Source organism: Paremcibacter congregatus (assembly GCF_006385135.1).
GTDB lineage: Bacteria > Pseudomonadota > Alphaproteobacteria > Sphingomonadales > Emcibacteraceae > Paremcibacter > Paremcibacter congregatus.
Genome location: NZ_CP041025.1, coordinates 3,345,712 through 3,359,074, shown reverse-complemented (window position 1 = coordinate 3,359,074; position 13,363 = coordinate 3,345,712). Strand labels below are relative to the sequence as shown.

Sequence of the window (13,363 nt, the reverse complement as noted above, 5' to 3'; positions counted from 1 at the left end):
ACCGCATGATCCCCTATGATGCAAGGCTAATGTAGACAGGCGACGGGTTGGCGCAGGGGTGAACCGGCGTCGTTTTCTCTGAAAAAAATATGGAGTTGGTCTGGCCTATTGGGAAAAGCATGATAGTATCGGCGCATATTTATAAAGTAAGAAAAGCAGATACCGTGACCCATCTGAAAGATAAAATACTCAACGGCGAGCGGCGGGCGTTGGCCAAGGCGATCACGCTTACCGAAAGCACCCGCGCCGACCATCAGGCCGCGGCGCAGGCCTTGCTGGCCGATATCCTGCCCCATACCGGAAAATCGATCCGGCTCGGCTTCACCGGCACGCCGGGGGTGGGGAAATCCACCTTTATTGAAGCCTTCGGACTGTATCTCACCGGGCAGGGTTACAAGGTAGCGGTGCTGGCCGTGGACCCCTCTTCGACCCGTACCGGCGGCTCCATCCTGGGCGACAAAACCCGCATGGAATTGCTGTCCAAAGACCCCAACGCCTATATCCGCCCCTCGCCGTCCGGTGGCACTCTCGGCGGGGTGGCGCGGCGCACCCGGGAAGCCATGCTGCTCTGTGAGGCGGCGGGCTATGACGTGGTCCTGATCGAGACAGTCGGCGTCGGCCAATCGGAGATTGCGGTTGCCGACATGGTGGACATGTTCCTGCTGATGCTGTCGCCGGGGGGCGGGGATGACCTGCAGGGCATCAAACGCGGCATCATGGAACTCGCTGATCTGGTGATCATCAACAAAGCCGACGGTGACCTGAAGGCGGCGGCGGGGCGCGCGGCGGCGGACTATAAAGGCGCTCTTCACCTGATGCGGCCCAAATATAGCGGCTGGACTGCCGGGGTGGTTCTGGCATCTGCCCTGAAACAGCAAGGTCTGGACAAGGTCTGGGCCCAGGTTCAGTCTTTTGAGGCGGCCCTGAAAGAAGGGGGAGAGCTGGATCGGATGCGGGCGGAACAGGCCAGGGCCTGGATGTGGTCGGAAATTCATGACCAGATGATGGATGCCTTCCGCGATCACCTGCCCACGAAGCTGTCACAAGTGGAGGATGCCGTAAAACGCGGCGAGATCCCGCCCACCGCTGCCGCACGGGAGCTGCTCAGGGATTTTCTTAAAAAATAATCTGGTTATTTTTATTTGGTAAGAATTGACTTACCAAAAGAATCTCTATATAGGTAAGTTATGACTTACCAAAAACCACATATCGACATATCAGGCGCGCTGTCCCGGGACGCTCACAAGGTTATCGAGGCTTTGGCGCCCCGCACCCGTTGGGAAATTTTTGAGCATGTTACCCGGCGCGCCTATTCCGTGGGCGAGATAGCCCGTCTGATGCCGGTCAGCCGTCCGGCGGTGTCTCAACATCTGAAAATCCTGAAAGATGTGGGACTGGTGCAGGAGGAAGTTGACGGGGTGCGGCATATCTTTCGGGCGGATCCCCGGCAGCTCGCCGTTTTGCGCCGTTGGCTGGATGGCTTCTGGGATCAGGCGCTTGACAATATGAAACATCTGATGGAGACACAGGATGACTGAAATTGCAAATGACATAGATCCAATTCTCAAAAGCGTGGTGATCGACAAGTCACCGGACGCGGTATTCCGTTTTTTTGTTGATCATATGTCGGAATGGTGGCCGCTGGAGGAAAGCTGCGATGCCACCGATAACAAACCGTTGGCCCGCATCGTTTTTCCACGTGAAATCGGTCAGGAAATCCGCGGTGAATATGCGGACGGGACGGGGTTTGTCATTGGCCGCCTGCGCCATTTCGAGGAACCCAGGCGTATTCTGTTCACCTGGCACTGGGGGTGGGAGCCGACAGAGGCGACAGAGGTCGAGGTGAGCTTCACCGCAGAGGGATCGGCAACCCGGCTTGACCTTGTGCACAGGGGATGGGAAAAACTGGGCGCGCGGGGACCGAAAGAGCGGAGGGACCATGAAGGCGGCTGGGATCTGATTATTGGCGAGCTTTTCAGGGCCTGGTGTGCGGCGAAGAAATAGCCGGTTTGCACGGTCACTTTGGTGTTTTATAAACAGGGGGTGGATATGCAGTCGAACCGGATTCAAAGTGAGCTCTGTCTGTTGTGATGATTATGGGAAAACCCCTTGACGTCTTCCGTCTTATGCCATATATACCGCTTTCATATTTTAAGGGACCTCCTATTGATTCTATCTTCACTAGTGACGGACCGAAGCCAACGTTTAAGAAATTAAAAGATTAAGGACAAGATTATGTCTCGCGTATGTGAATTAAGCGGTAAAGCCGTAATGAGCGGTAACAATGTCAGTCACGCCCTGAACAGAACCCGTCGGGTTTTCCGGCCTAACCTGATTAAAGCCAGCCTGTTGAGCGACGTGCTCGGTCAGTCCGTTGCTTTGAAAATCTCAACCAGCGCCCTGCGTACGGTTGAGCATAACGGTGGTCTGGATAACTTCCTGGTCAAAGCCCGTGACGTTAACCTGTCCCTGAAGGCCCGTCGCCTGAAGAAACTGGTTAAACAGAAATTGGCCGCGCAAGCCGCCTAAATTTCAAACGCCATGTTTGTGCAGTCAAGCCGCTGAAGATTTCAGCGGCTTTTTTGCGTCTGGAGGGGATCAGGAGGAAGAGGTTTTGGTTATTACCCGTCGAGCCGGAACATCATCAGCAGATTGCGCTGCATCCGGTTATAATTATCATCTGACATGATATAGACAAAAATCTCACCCTGGGCATTCTGGCGTACGGCCAAGGCTTCCATATTGTCCATATTGAGCGGGAAGGCCAGTTCGGCAATCAGCTCGCCTTTGATTATTTCCCCGGTTTTGATCGCCATTGCCGGCAGGCGGGTCAGGCGGGCGGCCATGCCTTGGGCAATTGAGAAATGCCGCTCCAGCACCAGGATGTCACCATTGGGCAATGTCGCCATGTCGGTGGGCCTGTAAGCCGGGTTGATGTCATAGGAGAGATCGGTAATCTTACCGTGTCCGATAAGCCATCCCTGGGCCAGAGTGCGCTCCCCATGGGGGACAGTATTTTCAGAGAAGGCCAGCATGCGTCCGTCGGCCAGGGTGGTCAGGGCTTCGATGCCCTGATTGGCCGGAAGGGTGGCATAGGATTCTGGCAGGTCGGGGGCGAAAGAAATTTTCTGGGCGTCCGCGGTCAGAAGAGAGGCATAGTGATCTGGCTTTTGCGCCTGAAAATATTGCAGACTGTGCGGGCTTTCAAAGGACACAACATAACCGGCGCCGGCGACTGCGGTGACGGCTTCGGCATCCTGGGCGAAAGATTCTTTTTGGTCTTTTATATTTTTAAGTTTGGCCATGCGACCGTTTTTCAAGTCGACCAGACGGTCTTTCTGATCATATTCAATATCGGCGATCCACCAGCGGCTGCTGTCAGATATGCCGAGCAACTGACGGCCGTCACGGCTGACTTCAAAGCCGGATATGCCGCCAAAATGGCTGGTGGTGCTGGTGATTTTTAAGCCGCCCATATAGTGTAGTTTTCCCACCTGAACAAGGTTTTTATCATTATGGCTCAAAGGGATGGCGTTTGTAGTCAGAGGAACGATTTCCGTCGAGGCTTCTGGAAGTTTGACTTTTTCGGGCGGCGGCGTTGTCGCGCTGGCAGCGGCAAAGGCGGGCATGCCGCTGATCAGTGCAGTCGATGCCATGCAGAGGGCGAATAGGGCGGCCGCAGGCCGTAAGGATATCGTCTTCATAAGTCAATCATACGCTATTTGAGTTACAGGCGTGTTTATCACTACATCAAAAGTGATGTTTGTCATAACAATATGTTAACAATATGGTGGAAAAATGGGGACGATTCGAGAAGAAGCTCAACAATTAGAAGATAAAGATGTGCGTGCAGAGACAGCCGAAATGATTGATATCTCTTCTGGTGACGGGAATGAAGCCCGGGAAGACCGCCATCAAAAACATATTGTGGTCCAGGTGGCCCGGCGCCTGTTTCAGGCCCAGGGGTTTGGTAAAACGACGTACAGTGATATCGCCAAGGCTATGGGAATTAGCGCCCAGCAGATCAAGGATTATTTCCCTGATCTGGAAGACATTTGCCATGCGGTGATATCTGACTATCTTGATCAGCAGGCCGATGCCTTTGAAGGCTTTTCTCGTGAGAGCAATCCCCGCCAACGTCTGAGCCTGTATCTTGACAGTTTTTCCGCGGACGCCGAAAATCTGATCAAAGAAGGCTGTCCGATGACAAATCTGTATATGGATGTCAAGCGGGGCAACGCGGCCCTGGCGGATCATGCGGCAAAATTGCTGCAGCATCGTTTGAACTGGACCAAACAACAATTTGTGCTGATCACCCGGGTGGCGGAAGTCTCCGATCAGCCGGAACGGCTGGTCAGTGCGCTGCATGGCATTATTATCATGGCGCAGGTTACCGGTGACACGCGGCTGATCCGCAGCCAGATAATTCAGTTGAAATCCTGGATTCGCTCCATGTAATAAAGATCGGGCCAGGCCGCAATCTTTGGTCGGGTTATGGTTTTCTCCGCGACCGGCTTTTACTTTCAAACAAATCTGACAGCTGTTCGGTGATGGCCCCGCCAAGCTGATCGGCATCCATAATGGTGATGGCGTTTTGATAGTAGCGGGTCACGTCATGGCCGATGCCGATGGCGAGCAGCTCGACGGGCGAGCGTTTTTCTATCCAGCCAATCACCGACCGTAGATGATCCTCAAGATAATTGGCGCTGTTGGTTGACAGAGTGCTGTCATCCACCGGCGCGCCGTCGGAAATCACCATCAGAATGCGGCGCTCTTCCGTACGGTTGACCAGGCGGCTATGGGCCCAGAGCAGGGACTCGCCGTCGATATTTTCTTTCAACAACCCTTCGCGCAGCATCAGCCCGAGGTTATTGCGGGTGCGCCGCCAGGGGGCGTCGGCGGTCTTGTAAATGATATGCCGCAGATCGTTAAGGCGTCCCGGGTTGGCGGGTTTGCCATTTTCCAGCCAGTCGGCCCGGCTTTTGCCGCCCTTCCACGCCCGGGTGGTGAAGCCGAGGATTTCGACTTTGACGCCGCAACGCTCCAAAGTACGGGCGAGAATGTCGGCGCACATGGCGGCGATGGTGATCGGGCGGCCGCGCATGGAGCCGGAATTGTCAATCAGCAGGGTCACTGCCGTATCCTTGAAGTCGGTCTCGTTTTCCACCTTGAAGGACAGGGCGTGCAGCGGGTTGGTCACGACCCGGGTCAGGCGGCTGGTGTCGAGCATGCCTTCTTCCAGGTCAAAGTCCCAGGACCGCATCTGCTGCGCCATCAGCATGCGTTGCAGCCGGTTGGCGAGTTTTGAAATCACCCCGTGCAGACCACTTAATTGTTGATCAAGATTGCGCCGCAGGAAGGCGAGTTCTTCCGGATCGCACAGGTCTTCTGCGCCGATGATCTCGTCATACCGGGTGGTATAGACCCTGTATTGCGGCCCTTGGGCCTGATCGGTGGCGAGGTCATTGGGGTTGAACTCGGTCCGGGCCTTGGCCATGCTTTCCTCGGCCATCATGTCATCGATCATTTGTTCGTTCAGTTCTGTACCGCTTTCACCGGCCTGGCTGGCGCCGTCGCTGCTGTCGGACGGGTCGTCGCCTTCTTCGCTTTCGCCGCTCTCGTCGGTGCCGTCCTGCGCGCCGTCGCTGTCTTCATCGTCTCCCTCTTGATCGTCGGGGCTGTCCTGAGGGGCGGAATCCTGATCCGCATCATCGCCGATAAAATCTTCCGCCAGCTCAAGATCAGCGATGATTTTACGGCTCAGACGGCTAAACGCCTCTTGGTCTTCGAGACACTGGCTCAATGCGTCAAGATGGCGGGCGGTTTTGGCTTCAATGTGGGTGCGCAATTGATTTACGGCTTCTCCGGCGGTTTCGGGCGGATGGGCGTGGGTCAGACGTTCGCGCACCAACAGACGCAGGATGTCGCCATAAGGGGTGTCTTCCGGTGTGTCCATCGGATTTTCAGGCAAGTGCAGATGTTGTTGGTGGTAATGATCTTCCAGTGTGGCGGCAAGATTTTGCGCCACGCCCGGCATATGGTTGGCGCCAATGGCCTCGACCCGGGCCTGTTCGACGGCCTCAAAGACCGCTTGGGCCATGGTACCACCGGGCTGATATTTCATGTGCAGTTTCGGGTTGTGATGCCGCAGGCGCAGGGCATGGGCGTCGGCGACCCCGCGCACCCGGGCGACTTCTTTGGCCGGCAGATCCACCGACAGCATCGGCAGGCGGCTGGAGGTGCCGGAGATATCGACCTTTTTCGCGCCAAAGCTCACTTCCAGCTCCGGCGCATGGGCCATGGCCCGCACCGTGCTGGTCACGGCGTGCTTGAACTGATCGAGTTTATGGCTGGCTTTTCTGGTCATAAGGGGTCTGCTGCCTGTAATCGCTTAGCTGCGTTGCACCACGGGGGAGATGGCCGCTTCCGGCAGGTCTTCTCCGAAACAGCGCTGGTAATATTCCGCGACCACCGGGCGTTCAAGCTCGTCACATTTATTGAGAAAGGTGACCCGGAAAGCGAAGGCGACATCCTTGAAGATTTCGGCGTTTTCCGCCCAGGTCAGCACGGTGCGGGGGCTCATGACGGTGGAAATATCGCCGTTGATAAAGCCGCTGCGGCTCAGGTCGGCGACCTGCACCATCTGGCGGATCAGGGTCTGACCTTCCTTGGTCTGAAGGCTCGGTAGTTTGGCGCTGACGATATTTTCTTCCACCTCATGGGCGAGATAATTCAGCGTCGTGACGATGTTCCAGCGGTCCATCTGGCCCTGGTTGATCTGCTGGGTGCCGTGGTAAAGGCCGGACGTATCACCCAGACCAATGGTGTTGGTGGTGGAAAACAGGCGGAAAGCCGGGTGCGGGTGGATCACTTTATTCTGGTCAAGCAGGGTCAGCTTGCCGGATACTTCCAGCACCCGCTGGATGACGAACATCACATCGGGACGTCCGGCGTCATATTCATCAAACACCAGAGCGGTCGGGCTTTGCAGCGCCCAGGGCAGGATGCCTTCCTGAAATTCGGTGATCTGCACGCCGTCCTGAAGCACGATGGCGTCTTTGCCCACCAGATCAATACGGCTGATGTGACTGTCCAGATTGACCCGCACACAAGGCCAGTTGAGCCGGGCGGCGACCTGTTCGATATGGGTGGACTTGCCGGTGCCGTGATAGCCCTGCACCATCACCCGGCGATTAAAAGCAAATCCGGCCAGCAGGGCGAGGGTGGTGTCATGGTCAAAGATGTAAGTGGAATCGATTTCCGGCACATGTTCATTAGGCTCGGCAAATCCCGGAACCTGCATATCACTGTCGATCCCAAAGATCTGCCGGACATTGACCTCAATGTCGGGCATGTCATAATTGGGGGCGGTGGTTTCCGTTTTCGTCATGATGTGGTTCCGTCTTTTCGTATCTGTTTTAGTATGTCCTGATAAGCGGCGGTGATGATCTTGAATTTTTCTTCCGATTTCCGGTCGCTGCCGGTCTTGTCCGGGTGGTATGTTTTGACCAGCTTTTTATAGCATTCCTTTATGTCGTTCATTGTGGCCGTTTCGTCAAGCCCCAGAATCCGTAAGTTGGCAATGGTTTTACGTGAGTATAGGCTTTTTGGGGCCTTTTTACGCAGATCCTGTGCATAAAAGGCGCCAAAACCGGCGGCGCGAAACAGGCCGGCGGGGTCATGAATATCCGGGTTGGCGGCGCCTTCTCTGGTCGGGCTTGCGCCGGACATCCATGTCGGGCGATGCCAGGTGCGACTGGATTTTTGATACTTCTGAATTTCATCGGCGGTCATATTGCTGAAAAAATCCCATTGCTCGTTGTAGGCCCGGGCATGGGGTTTGCAGAAATAGTAGAAATCATTCAGGTTATGAGGTTCTTTCGGCGCGCGGAACAGTCCTTCTTCCGCACATTGATCGGCGTCGCAGGGGCGCAGGCTGACGGTCGGTTTCAGGGTCAACCGGTCCAGATTGACCGGTTTTTTGCGTTTCGGACTTTGGGGAATGGGGCGGCCTTTCGCATTAATTCACTCACAGCCCTTTAAATACTACGGTAAATAGATTAATTAAAGGGGGTAATTGACAAGGGTAGTGAAAATGACAGTAGCGGAAACCATAGAGCAGAAAATACGTGCAGCTTTCGATGTAACGGATTTTCAGCTTGAAAATGAATCTCACAAACATGCCGGGCATGCCGGTTCGCCGGGCCATGGCAACAGCCATTTCAAACTGCTGGTGGTCTCGCCCGATTTTGTAGGCAAGAATCGTGTTGCCCGTCAGCGGGACATCTACCGGGTGCTGAAAGACGAACTCGCCGGCCCGGTGCACGCCCTGTCCCTTGACGCCCGCGCGCCGGAATAATAAAGCCGGAATAACAAGAAAGAGATTCGCCATGCTTAAAGCCAAGATCATTCCCGTGACGCCTTTTCAGCAGAATTGCACCCTGCTGTGGTGCGATGAAACCATGAAGGGCGCTGTGGTCGACGCCGGGGGCGAGGTGGATGTGATTCTCGACGCCATCAAGGCGCAAGGGGTGGAGGTGGAGAAAATCCTCATCACCCACGGCCATCTCGACCATGCGGGCGGCGCGGCGGAGCTTGCCGAACGGTTGCATATTCCGATTATCGGGCCGCAGAAGGAAGATAAATTCTGGATTGACCAGATCCCGGACAATTGCCGCACGTACGGCATTCCGGTGGGCCGATCCTTCAATCCGGATCAGTGGCTGGAGGGCGGCGATCAGGTCATGGTCGGCAATGTAACACTTGATGTATACTATTGCCCCGGCCATACCCCCGGCCATGTGATCTTTCACAACAAGGAAGCAAAATTCGCCCAAGTGGGTGATGTGCTGTTTCACGGCTCCATCGGCCGCACCGACTTTCCGCGTGGCGATCATGCGACCCTGTTGAAGTCGATCCGCGAACAGCTCTGGCCCCTGGGCGATGACACGACCTTTGTCTCTGGCCACGGTCCGGTCTCCACCTTCGGTCAGGAACGCGCGACAAATCCCTTCGTCCGTGACGGGGCGTGAGGTGTTATTGACAGAGGGTTGATTTTTTGAGGGAATCTACGACGTTTCTTTTTGTCCATTTTGCCTCACGATAGGTGATGGCGACACAATCTCCCTCTTTTATGGTCCACCAACGGGTGTGCGGGATCGAGATCGTCGTTTTGTCAGGGAGTTCAAGGGTCCACATGTTGAGTTTCGAACCTTCATCACTTTGATAATAGTGGGCTTTGGTGAGTATGCCGAGTGTGGAAATGGCATCTCCCTTGGGTTCTAGCTTCATTGAATATATTAAGAGGAGGGCAATGCCTATGAATCCCAAAAATCCGGCGAGAGCGATGACGCCCCTCTTGCACAAGGACAACCAGTACCAAACTTTCAACTTCCAATGCGTCGACATTTCATCCCCTTCTTAAATAATCAAAATAAATAGGTTAGCATCAGCGGCACGGTGATCAGCGACATCAGGGTGGTGATGAAGATCAGGCTCGCGACCTCGTCCGGGCTGCGGTTATACTGGCTGGCCAGCAGATAGCTGAACACCGCCACTGGCATGCTGTTCTGCAGGATCAGCACATTGCGCTCCAGCCCGGTCAGGCCGAACAATGAGGTGACGAGAAGCCCCACTGACACCCCCATGGCGAGCTTGAACCCCGAAATCAGGACCAGTTTGCCGGATTTTTCCAGTTTCAATCGCGCCAGGGACGCGCCGAGGGTCAGAAGCATCAGCGGAATGGTCACCCCACCGAGCAGGCTGGTGGTGTTCATCAGCCAGGTGGGCGGCGGAATGTCGCCGAGGTTGAAGACCAGGGCCCCGGCGATGCCATAGAGCATGGTGATGCGGGTCAGGCTTCCTGCGGTGAGCTGACCGTGGGAGATAAACAGTGCCACGGTGAACTGAAACACCACGCTGACGGTGAAATAGGCGATCGCCAGCGCCATGCCCTGCTCGCCAAAGGCAAACAGGCACAACGGCAGGCCCATATTGCCGGAATTGGTCGAAAACAGGGACACGATATAGGCGCGTTTCGGCAGGCGGAAAATTACCGCGAACAGGGCGCTGACCAGCAGAAGCGCAAGGATCGATACAAGAGAAGCGGTGAGAAAACCGACGGCCTCTGTCAGGCCGCCGCCGAGCTTCATGATGCCACTGAACACCAGACAGGGCGCGCCGATATTCATGTTCATCCGGGTGACGAACTCCGTCGGGAATTCATAGCCCCGCCGAACCCAGAGAAATCCGATGGCGGCAATCATAAATACCGGGGCGACAACATTAAACAACTCGGCGATCATAGGGGCGCTTTCTGATACAGGCTTTCGGATGGATAAATGATGTCGGGCAACGTGTCCTGGGTCGCGGCGACAAACCGCTGCAGCAGAGCATCCTTTTCAGGACTGGCGTGCTGATCCCCCCACATCAGGCCGATTTCCCGGGTGAAATTGTAGCCGGTCATGGGACGGCGGACGATGCCCTCGGCCCGGTAATGGTCCGGCATGGTGGTGAAGCCGACCCCGGCGGCGACCATGGCCAGGGCGCGCTCGTCCTGGGCCGTGCGATAAACCAGACGCGGTCGCACATTATGGCTGGTGAAGAACCGGCTGGTTTCGCTCAATACTTCGCAGCGGGAGCGGACAATGGTCGGTTCATTGGCGAGCTGGATCGGATCAATGGTGCGGGCGGCGGCCAGGGGATGATGACTGGCGAGCGCGAGAGAATAGGGTTCATGATACAGCGATACCGAGTCCTGTCGCCGCCCTGGTCGCAGAATTGACAGAGCCAGATCAATACGGCCTTCATCAAGCCGGTTCTGGATTTCCTGCTCCGTACCTTCGAACAGTTCAATCACCAGCCCGGCTTCCTGGCGCTGAAAAGGTTGCAGGATCTGCTGAATGGTGTGGCTCGGGATGGTCATCAGCAGGCCGAGGCGCAGCAGTTTCGGCGTATCTTCGCTGCGCATGGCGCTCTCGGCGAGGTTCAGCTGATGCAGCACCGCCTTGGCGCGTTCCACAAAACGGGTGCCATTCTCGGTCAGGAACACCCGCTTGCCGGACCGGTCAAACAGGATGGTGCCGAGGCCGCTTTCCAGTTTCTTGATGCCGGCCGACAGGGTGGGCTGGGTGACATAAACCCGCTCGGCCGCCTTGGTGAAACTGCCGGTCTCGACCACGGCGAGGAAATATTTCAGCTGATACAGTTCAATCATAGACAGGTTCTACTCAAAATCAGTTTGAGATAGAATATATCTATTGAAAAGCCGGATCAAGCGTCAGGTTTATTCTCTTCCCGTAAAAGACTGACCTGCAGTTCCAGGCGTTTCACTTCCCGCAGCAGGCTGTTGCGGTTCATCTCCATCCAGAACCACAGTTCCGTGCCGACAATCACCAGGCCGCACAGAACGGCGCTTGCGCCCCAGAATACAAGGGTTCTGATGTCTGCCGCGGACAAATAAGCCCAAAAGAACTTATAAACCACCCACAAAGTGACCCCAGTGAAGATTACATAGGGAATGATAAGAGCAAGATAAACTGCCCGAGACTTTGTTCCCAACAAGGCAATGGCGCGGTCGCTAATGCTTTTATCTGCTTCGTTTTTGTCATGAAGGAACCCTTTTCGAAAAATATCATCAAATATTTTCTGATCGGGGGTTCTTTTGTCATCAGAAGGGGACATGTTACATCCTTTCCAGTATAAATTTGAGTTTTTTGCGGGCGGTGAACAGTCGGGATTTGACGGTGCCCGCCGGAATCTGCAGCGTCGCGGCGATCTCCGTGAGTTCCAGTTCCGCGTAATAGAACAATTGAATGAGCTTTTGCTGGTCCGGGGTTAGCCTGTCCACAGCTCGGCGCACGAGATCGGTTTGATCCTGCGGGGCGGGCGCGGGGGCAAGCTCCTCGGTTTCCATGGCTTCGCTGTCCCGCCGTTCCTCGCGGATATGTTTGCGCTGCCAGTCGCGGGATTTATTGGTCATGATCCGGTAAGCCCAGGCCGGGAAAGTCGCCGGATCGCGCAATTTCCCGATGCCGCGAATAATCGCGATCCAGCCGTCCTGTAGGACGTCGCGGGCCGCGTCTTCCGCCCGGATCAACTGGCGAATATGGCGCAACAGTTTTGGCGACCACAGGCGATAGAGCGCCGCGAAGGCCTCTTCTTCCCGGTCCTGACAGCGCAGAACCAGCCATTCGGTGTAAATCTGTTGTGGTGTACGTGACGTCATGACGGCCCTGAATTTATTTTACGGTCCTGACTATAGTCGGTTTTGATCCCCGGCAGGTTCAGTTTTTTTCGCCGTCGGATGTGAGATCAGGGAAGGGCGGGGCCCGGCCTTCTGACCGGGGGGCAGCGTTACGGCTGTCTGGCGACGACAAAAAAGCTCGCCGGCGCGGGATAGAGCCCGGTTTCCACAATTTCAAAACCGGCCTTGGCAATATGATCTTCCAGGGCCGCTTTTTTGAAAGACTGAACCGGGGAGGGCGCAAGCCCGAGCTTCATCAGGACGGGGACCAGCGCCCTGACAAAAATATTCATTTCCCCGAGGCAGGGGGTCTTGCAAATAAGCCGACCCTTTGGTTTTAACAACGTCTGAATACGGTCGAGAGCCACCGGGGTATCTGCCAGCAGATGCAGCACATTATAGGCCAGGATCACATCGAAAGATCCGGGCGTCAATCTCTTGTCGAACAGGTCTGCCTGAAAGAAGGTGACATTTTCCACCCCCTCCGCCCGGGCTTTGTCTTGTGCGATGTCAATCATGTTGGCCGAGATATCGGTCCCGGTGATCCCGGCGACGCTGCCCGCGAGTTTCAGGGCGGTGGTGCCGGTGCCGCAGCCGATCTCAAGCACCTGGTCTTCCGGGGAAAGATGCGCCTTGCTGCGGTCGAGCGTGGTCTGATAGGCGGCCATATTCTTGACGCGTGATTTGGCGTAGCCCTTGGCGTGTTTGTCCCAGAATTTCGCGTTGTCCGTCATGAAGCCCCCTTTGAAATGAAGTTGTGGTCAAGGCTATCCTAAATGAGGGTCGGGCGGCGGGCAATATCCCTGCGGTGAAGAGTTTTGTTTCTGCGATGAGGCCGACAGGACCGGCGGAGGATTACGGTTTATCGTCGAGGCTGTCGTACATCACATCATAAATTCCTTCGATCGTGGCGGTGCGCTCCGTCAGGAATTGGGCCATCAGGGCGAATTCGCAGCTGCTGGCCTGCCCGGCGGTGAGATCGGTCAGGGAACAGAGGATATCGGCAATAGTATACAGTTCCGAACAGGTGCCTTCCAGATGGCGCAGGGCGCTCTGCAATGCCTCCCGCGAAGGCGCGGGCAGGGGCGGGGTGTCCTCGTTCATGCGCCCTCTCCCCCG

The 13,363-nt window shown here is 55.8% G+C and carries 18 protein-coding genes; 7 read left to right on the top strand and 11 right to left on the bottom strand.

Annotated features, from left to right (window positions below; translation table 11 throughout):
* Positions 1–119 precede the first annotated feature (119 nt).
* From meaB to rpmB, 4 genes are all read left to right on the top strand, one after another.
* Positions 120–1,127 (top strand): methylmalonyl Co-A mutase-associated GTPase MeaB, encoded by a 1,008-nt coding sequence (meaB, locus tag FIV45_RS14890; protein ID WP_099471056.1) that lies wholly within the window; start codon positions 120–122, stop codon positions 1,125–1,127.
* A gap of 60 nt (positions 1,128–1,187) precedes the next feature.
* A complete protein-coding gene (locus FIV45_RS14885; protein ID WP_099470818.1) occupies positions 1,188–1,538 on the top strand; it encodes an ArsR/SmtB family transcription factor in 351 nt (116 codons plus the stop codon).
* Positions 1,531–2,004: an SRPBCC domain-containing protein gene (locus tag FIV45_RS14880; RefSeq protein WP_099470819.1), complete on the top strand. Its 474-nt coding sequence runs from the start codon at positions 1,531–1,533 to the stop codon at positions 2,002–2,004. The genes FIV45_RS14885 and FIV45_RS14880 overlap by 8 nt, the downstream gene beginning before the upstream one ends.
* A 231-nt stretch (positions 2,005–2,235) precedes the next feature.
* The gene (gene rpmB / locus FIV45_RS14875) at positions 2,236–2,529 is read left to right on the top strand and encodes a 50S ribosomal protein L28 (RefSeq protein ID WP_099470820.1); all 294 of its coding nucleotides are present in this window, start codon (positions 2,236–2,238) and stop codon (positions 2,527–2,529) included.
* Between the two features lie 92 nt (positions 2,530–2,621).
* Here rpmB and FIV45_RS14870 read toward each other — a convergent pair whose 3' ends face one another.
* Entirely contained in the window at positions 2,622–3,704 is a 1,083-nt protein-coding gene (locus tag FIV45_RS14870) for an esterase-like activity of phytase family protein (RefSeq protein ID WP_099470821.1), read from the bottom strand.
* 139 nt (positions 3,705–3,843) lie between these two features.
* On the opposite strand from FIV45_RS14870, the gene FIV45_RS14865 reads away from it, so the two are divergent.
* Complete coding sequence (locus tag FIV45_RS14865; RefSeq protein ID WP_181040088.1) at positions 3,844–4,458, top strand: TetR/AcrR family transcriptional regulator; 615 nt, start codon at positions 3,844–3,846, stop codon at positions 4,456–4,458.
* A 34-nt stretch (positions 4,459–4,492) separates the two neighbouring features.
* On the opposite strand, the gene cobT is transcribed toward FIV45_RS14865, so the two are convergent.
* From cobT to FIV45_RS14850, 3 genes are read right to left on the bottom strand one after another with little or no spacing between them, the layout of a single operon-like run.
* Positions 4,493–6,367, bottom strand: coding sequence for a cobaltochelatase subunit CobT (cobT, locus tag FIV45_RS14860; RefSeq protein ID WP_099470823.1), 1,875 nt, complete (start codon positions 6,365–6,367; stop codon positions 4,493–4,495).
* A gap of 24 nt (positions 6,368–6,391) precedes the next feature.
* Positions 6,392–7,390 (bottom strand): cobaltochelatase subunit CobS, encoded by a 999-nt coding sequence (gene cobS / locus FIV45_RS14855; protein WP_099470824.1) that lies wholly within the window; start codon positions 7,388–7,390, stop codon positions 6,392–6,394.
* Complete coding sequence (locus FIV45_RS14850; protein ID WP_099470825.1) at positions 7,387–7,959, bottom strand: J domain-containing protein; 573 nt, start codon at positions 7,957–7,959, stop codon at positions 7,387–7,389. Before FIV45_RS14850 ends, cobS begins: the two co-directional genes overlap by 4 nt.
* A 136-nt stretch (positions 7,960–8,095) precedes the next feature.
* On the opposite strand from FIV45_RS14850, the gene FIV45_RS14845 reads away from it, so the two are divergent.
* Positions 8,096–8,359, top strand: coding sequence for a BolA family protein (locus tag FIV45_RS14845; RefSeq protein ID WP_099470826.1), 264 nt, complete (start codon positions 8,096–8,098; stop codon positions 8,357–8,359).
* 31 nt (positions 8,360–8,390) lie between these two features.
* Positions 8,391–9,032, top strand: coding sequence for an MBL fold metallo-hydrolase (locus tag FIV45_RS14840; RefSeq protein ID WP_099470827.1), 642 nt, complete (start codon positions 8,391–8,393; stop codon positions 9,030–9,032).
* A 4-nt stretch (positions 9,033–9,036) separates the two neighbouring features.
* Here FIV45_RS14840 and FIV45_RS14835 read toward each other — a convergent pair whose 3' ends face one another.
* The 7 genes from FIV45_RS14835 to FIV45_RS14805 all read right to left on the bottom strand — a co-directional run bounded on the left by FIV45_RS14835 (position 9,037) and on the right by FIV45_RS14805 (position 13,348).
* Positions 9,037–9,408 carry a hypothetical protein gene (locus tag FIV45_RS14835; protein ID WP_099470828.1) on the bottom strand — a complete coding sequence of 124 codons (372 nt, stop codon included), beginning with the start codon at positions 9,406–9,408 and terminating at the stop codon, positions 9,037–9,039.
* Positions 9,409–9,428: 20 nt separating this feature from the next.
* Positions 9,429–10,304 carry an AEC family transporter gene (locus tag FIV45_RS14830; protein WP_099470829.1) on the bottom strand — a complete coding sequence of 292 codons (876 nt, stop codon included), beginning with the start codon at positions 10,302–10,304 and terminating at the stop codon, positions 9,429–9,431.
* Complete coding sequence (locus FIV45_RS14825) at positions 10,301–11,215, bottom strand: LysR family transcriptional regulator (RefSeq protein WP_204601952.1); 915 nt, start codon at positions 11,213–11,215, stop codon at positions 10,301–10,303. The genes FIV45_RS14830 and FIV45_RS14825 overlap by 4 nt, the downstream gene beginning before the upstream one ends.
* 56 nt (positions 11,216–11,271) lie before the next feature.
* Complete coding sequence (locus tag FIV45_RS14820; protein WP_099470830.1) at positions 11,272–11,682, bottom strand: DUF6768 family protein; 411 nt, start codon at positions 11,680–11,682, stop codon at positions 11,272–11,274.
* Position 11,683: 1 nt separating this feature from the next.
* Positions 11,684–12,226 (bottom strand): RNA polymerase sigma factor, encoded by a 543-nt coding sequence (locus FIV45_RS14815; protein ID WP_099470831.1) that lies wholly within the window; start codon positions 12,224–12,226, stop codon positions 11,684–11,686.
* A gap of 128 nt (positions 12,227–12,354) precedes the next feature.
* Positions 12,355–12,978 carry a class I SAM-dependent methyltransferase gene (locus FIV45_RS14810; RefSeq protein ID WP_099470832.1) on the bottom strand — a complete coding sequence of 208 codons (624 nt, stop codon included), beginning with the start codon at positions 12,976–12,978 and terminating at the stop codon, positions 12,355–12,357.
* A 121-nt stretch (positions 12,979–13,099) separates the two neighbouring features.
* On the bottom strand, positions 13,100–13,348 hold the full coding sequence (locus FIV45_RS14805) for a hypothetical protein (protein ID WP_099470833.1): 249 nt from the start codon (positions 13,346–13,348) through the stop codon (positions 13,100–13,102).
* Positions 13,349–13,363: the final 15 nt, after the last annotated feature.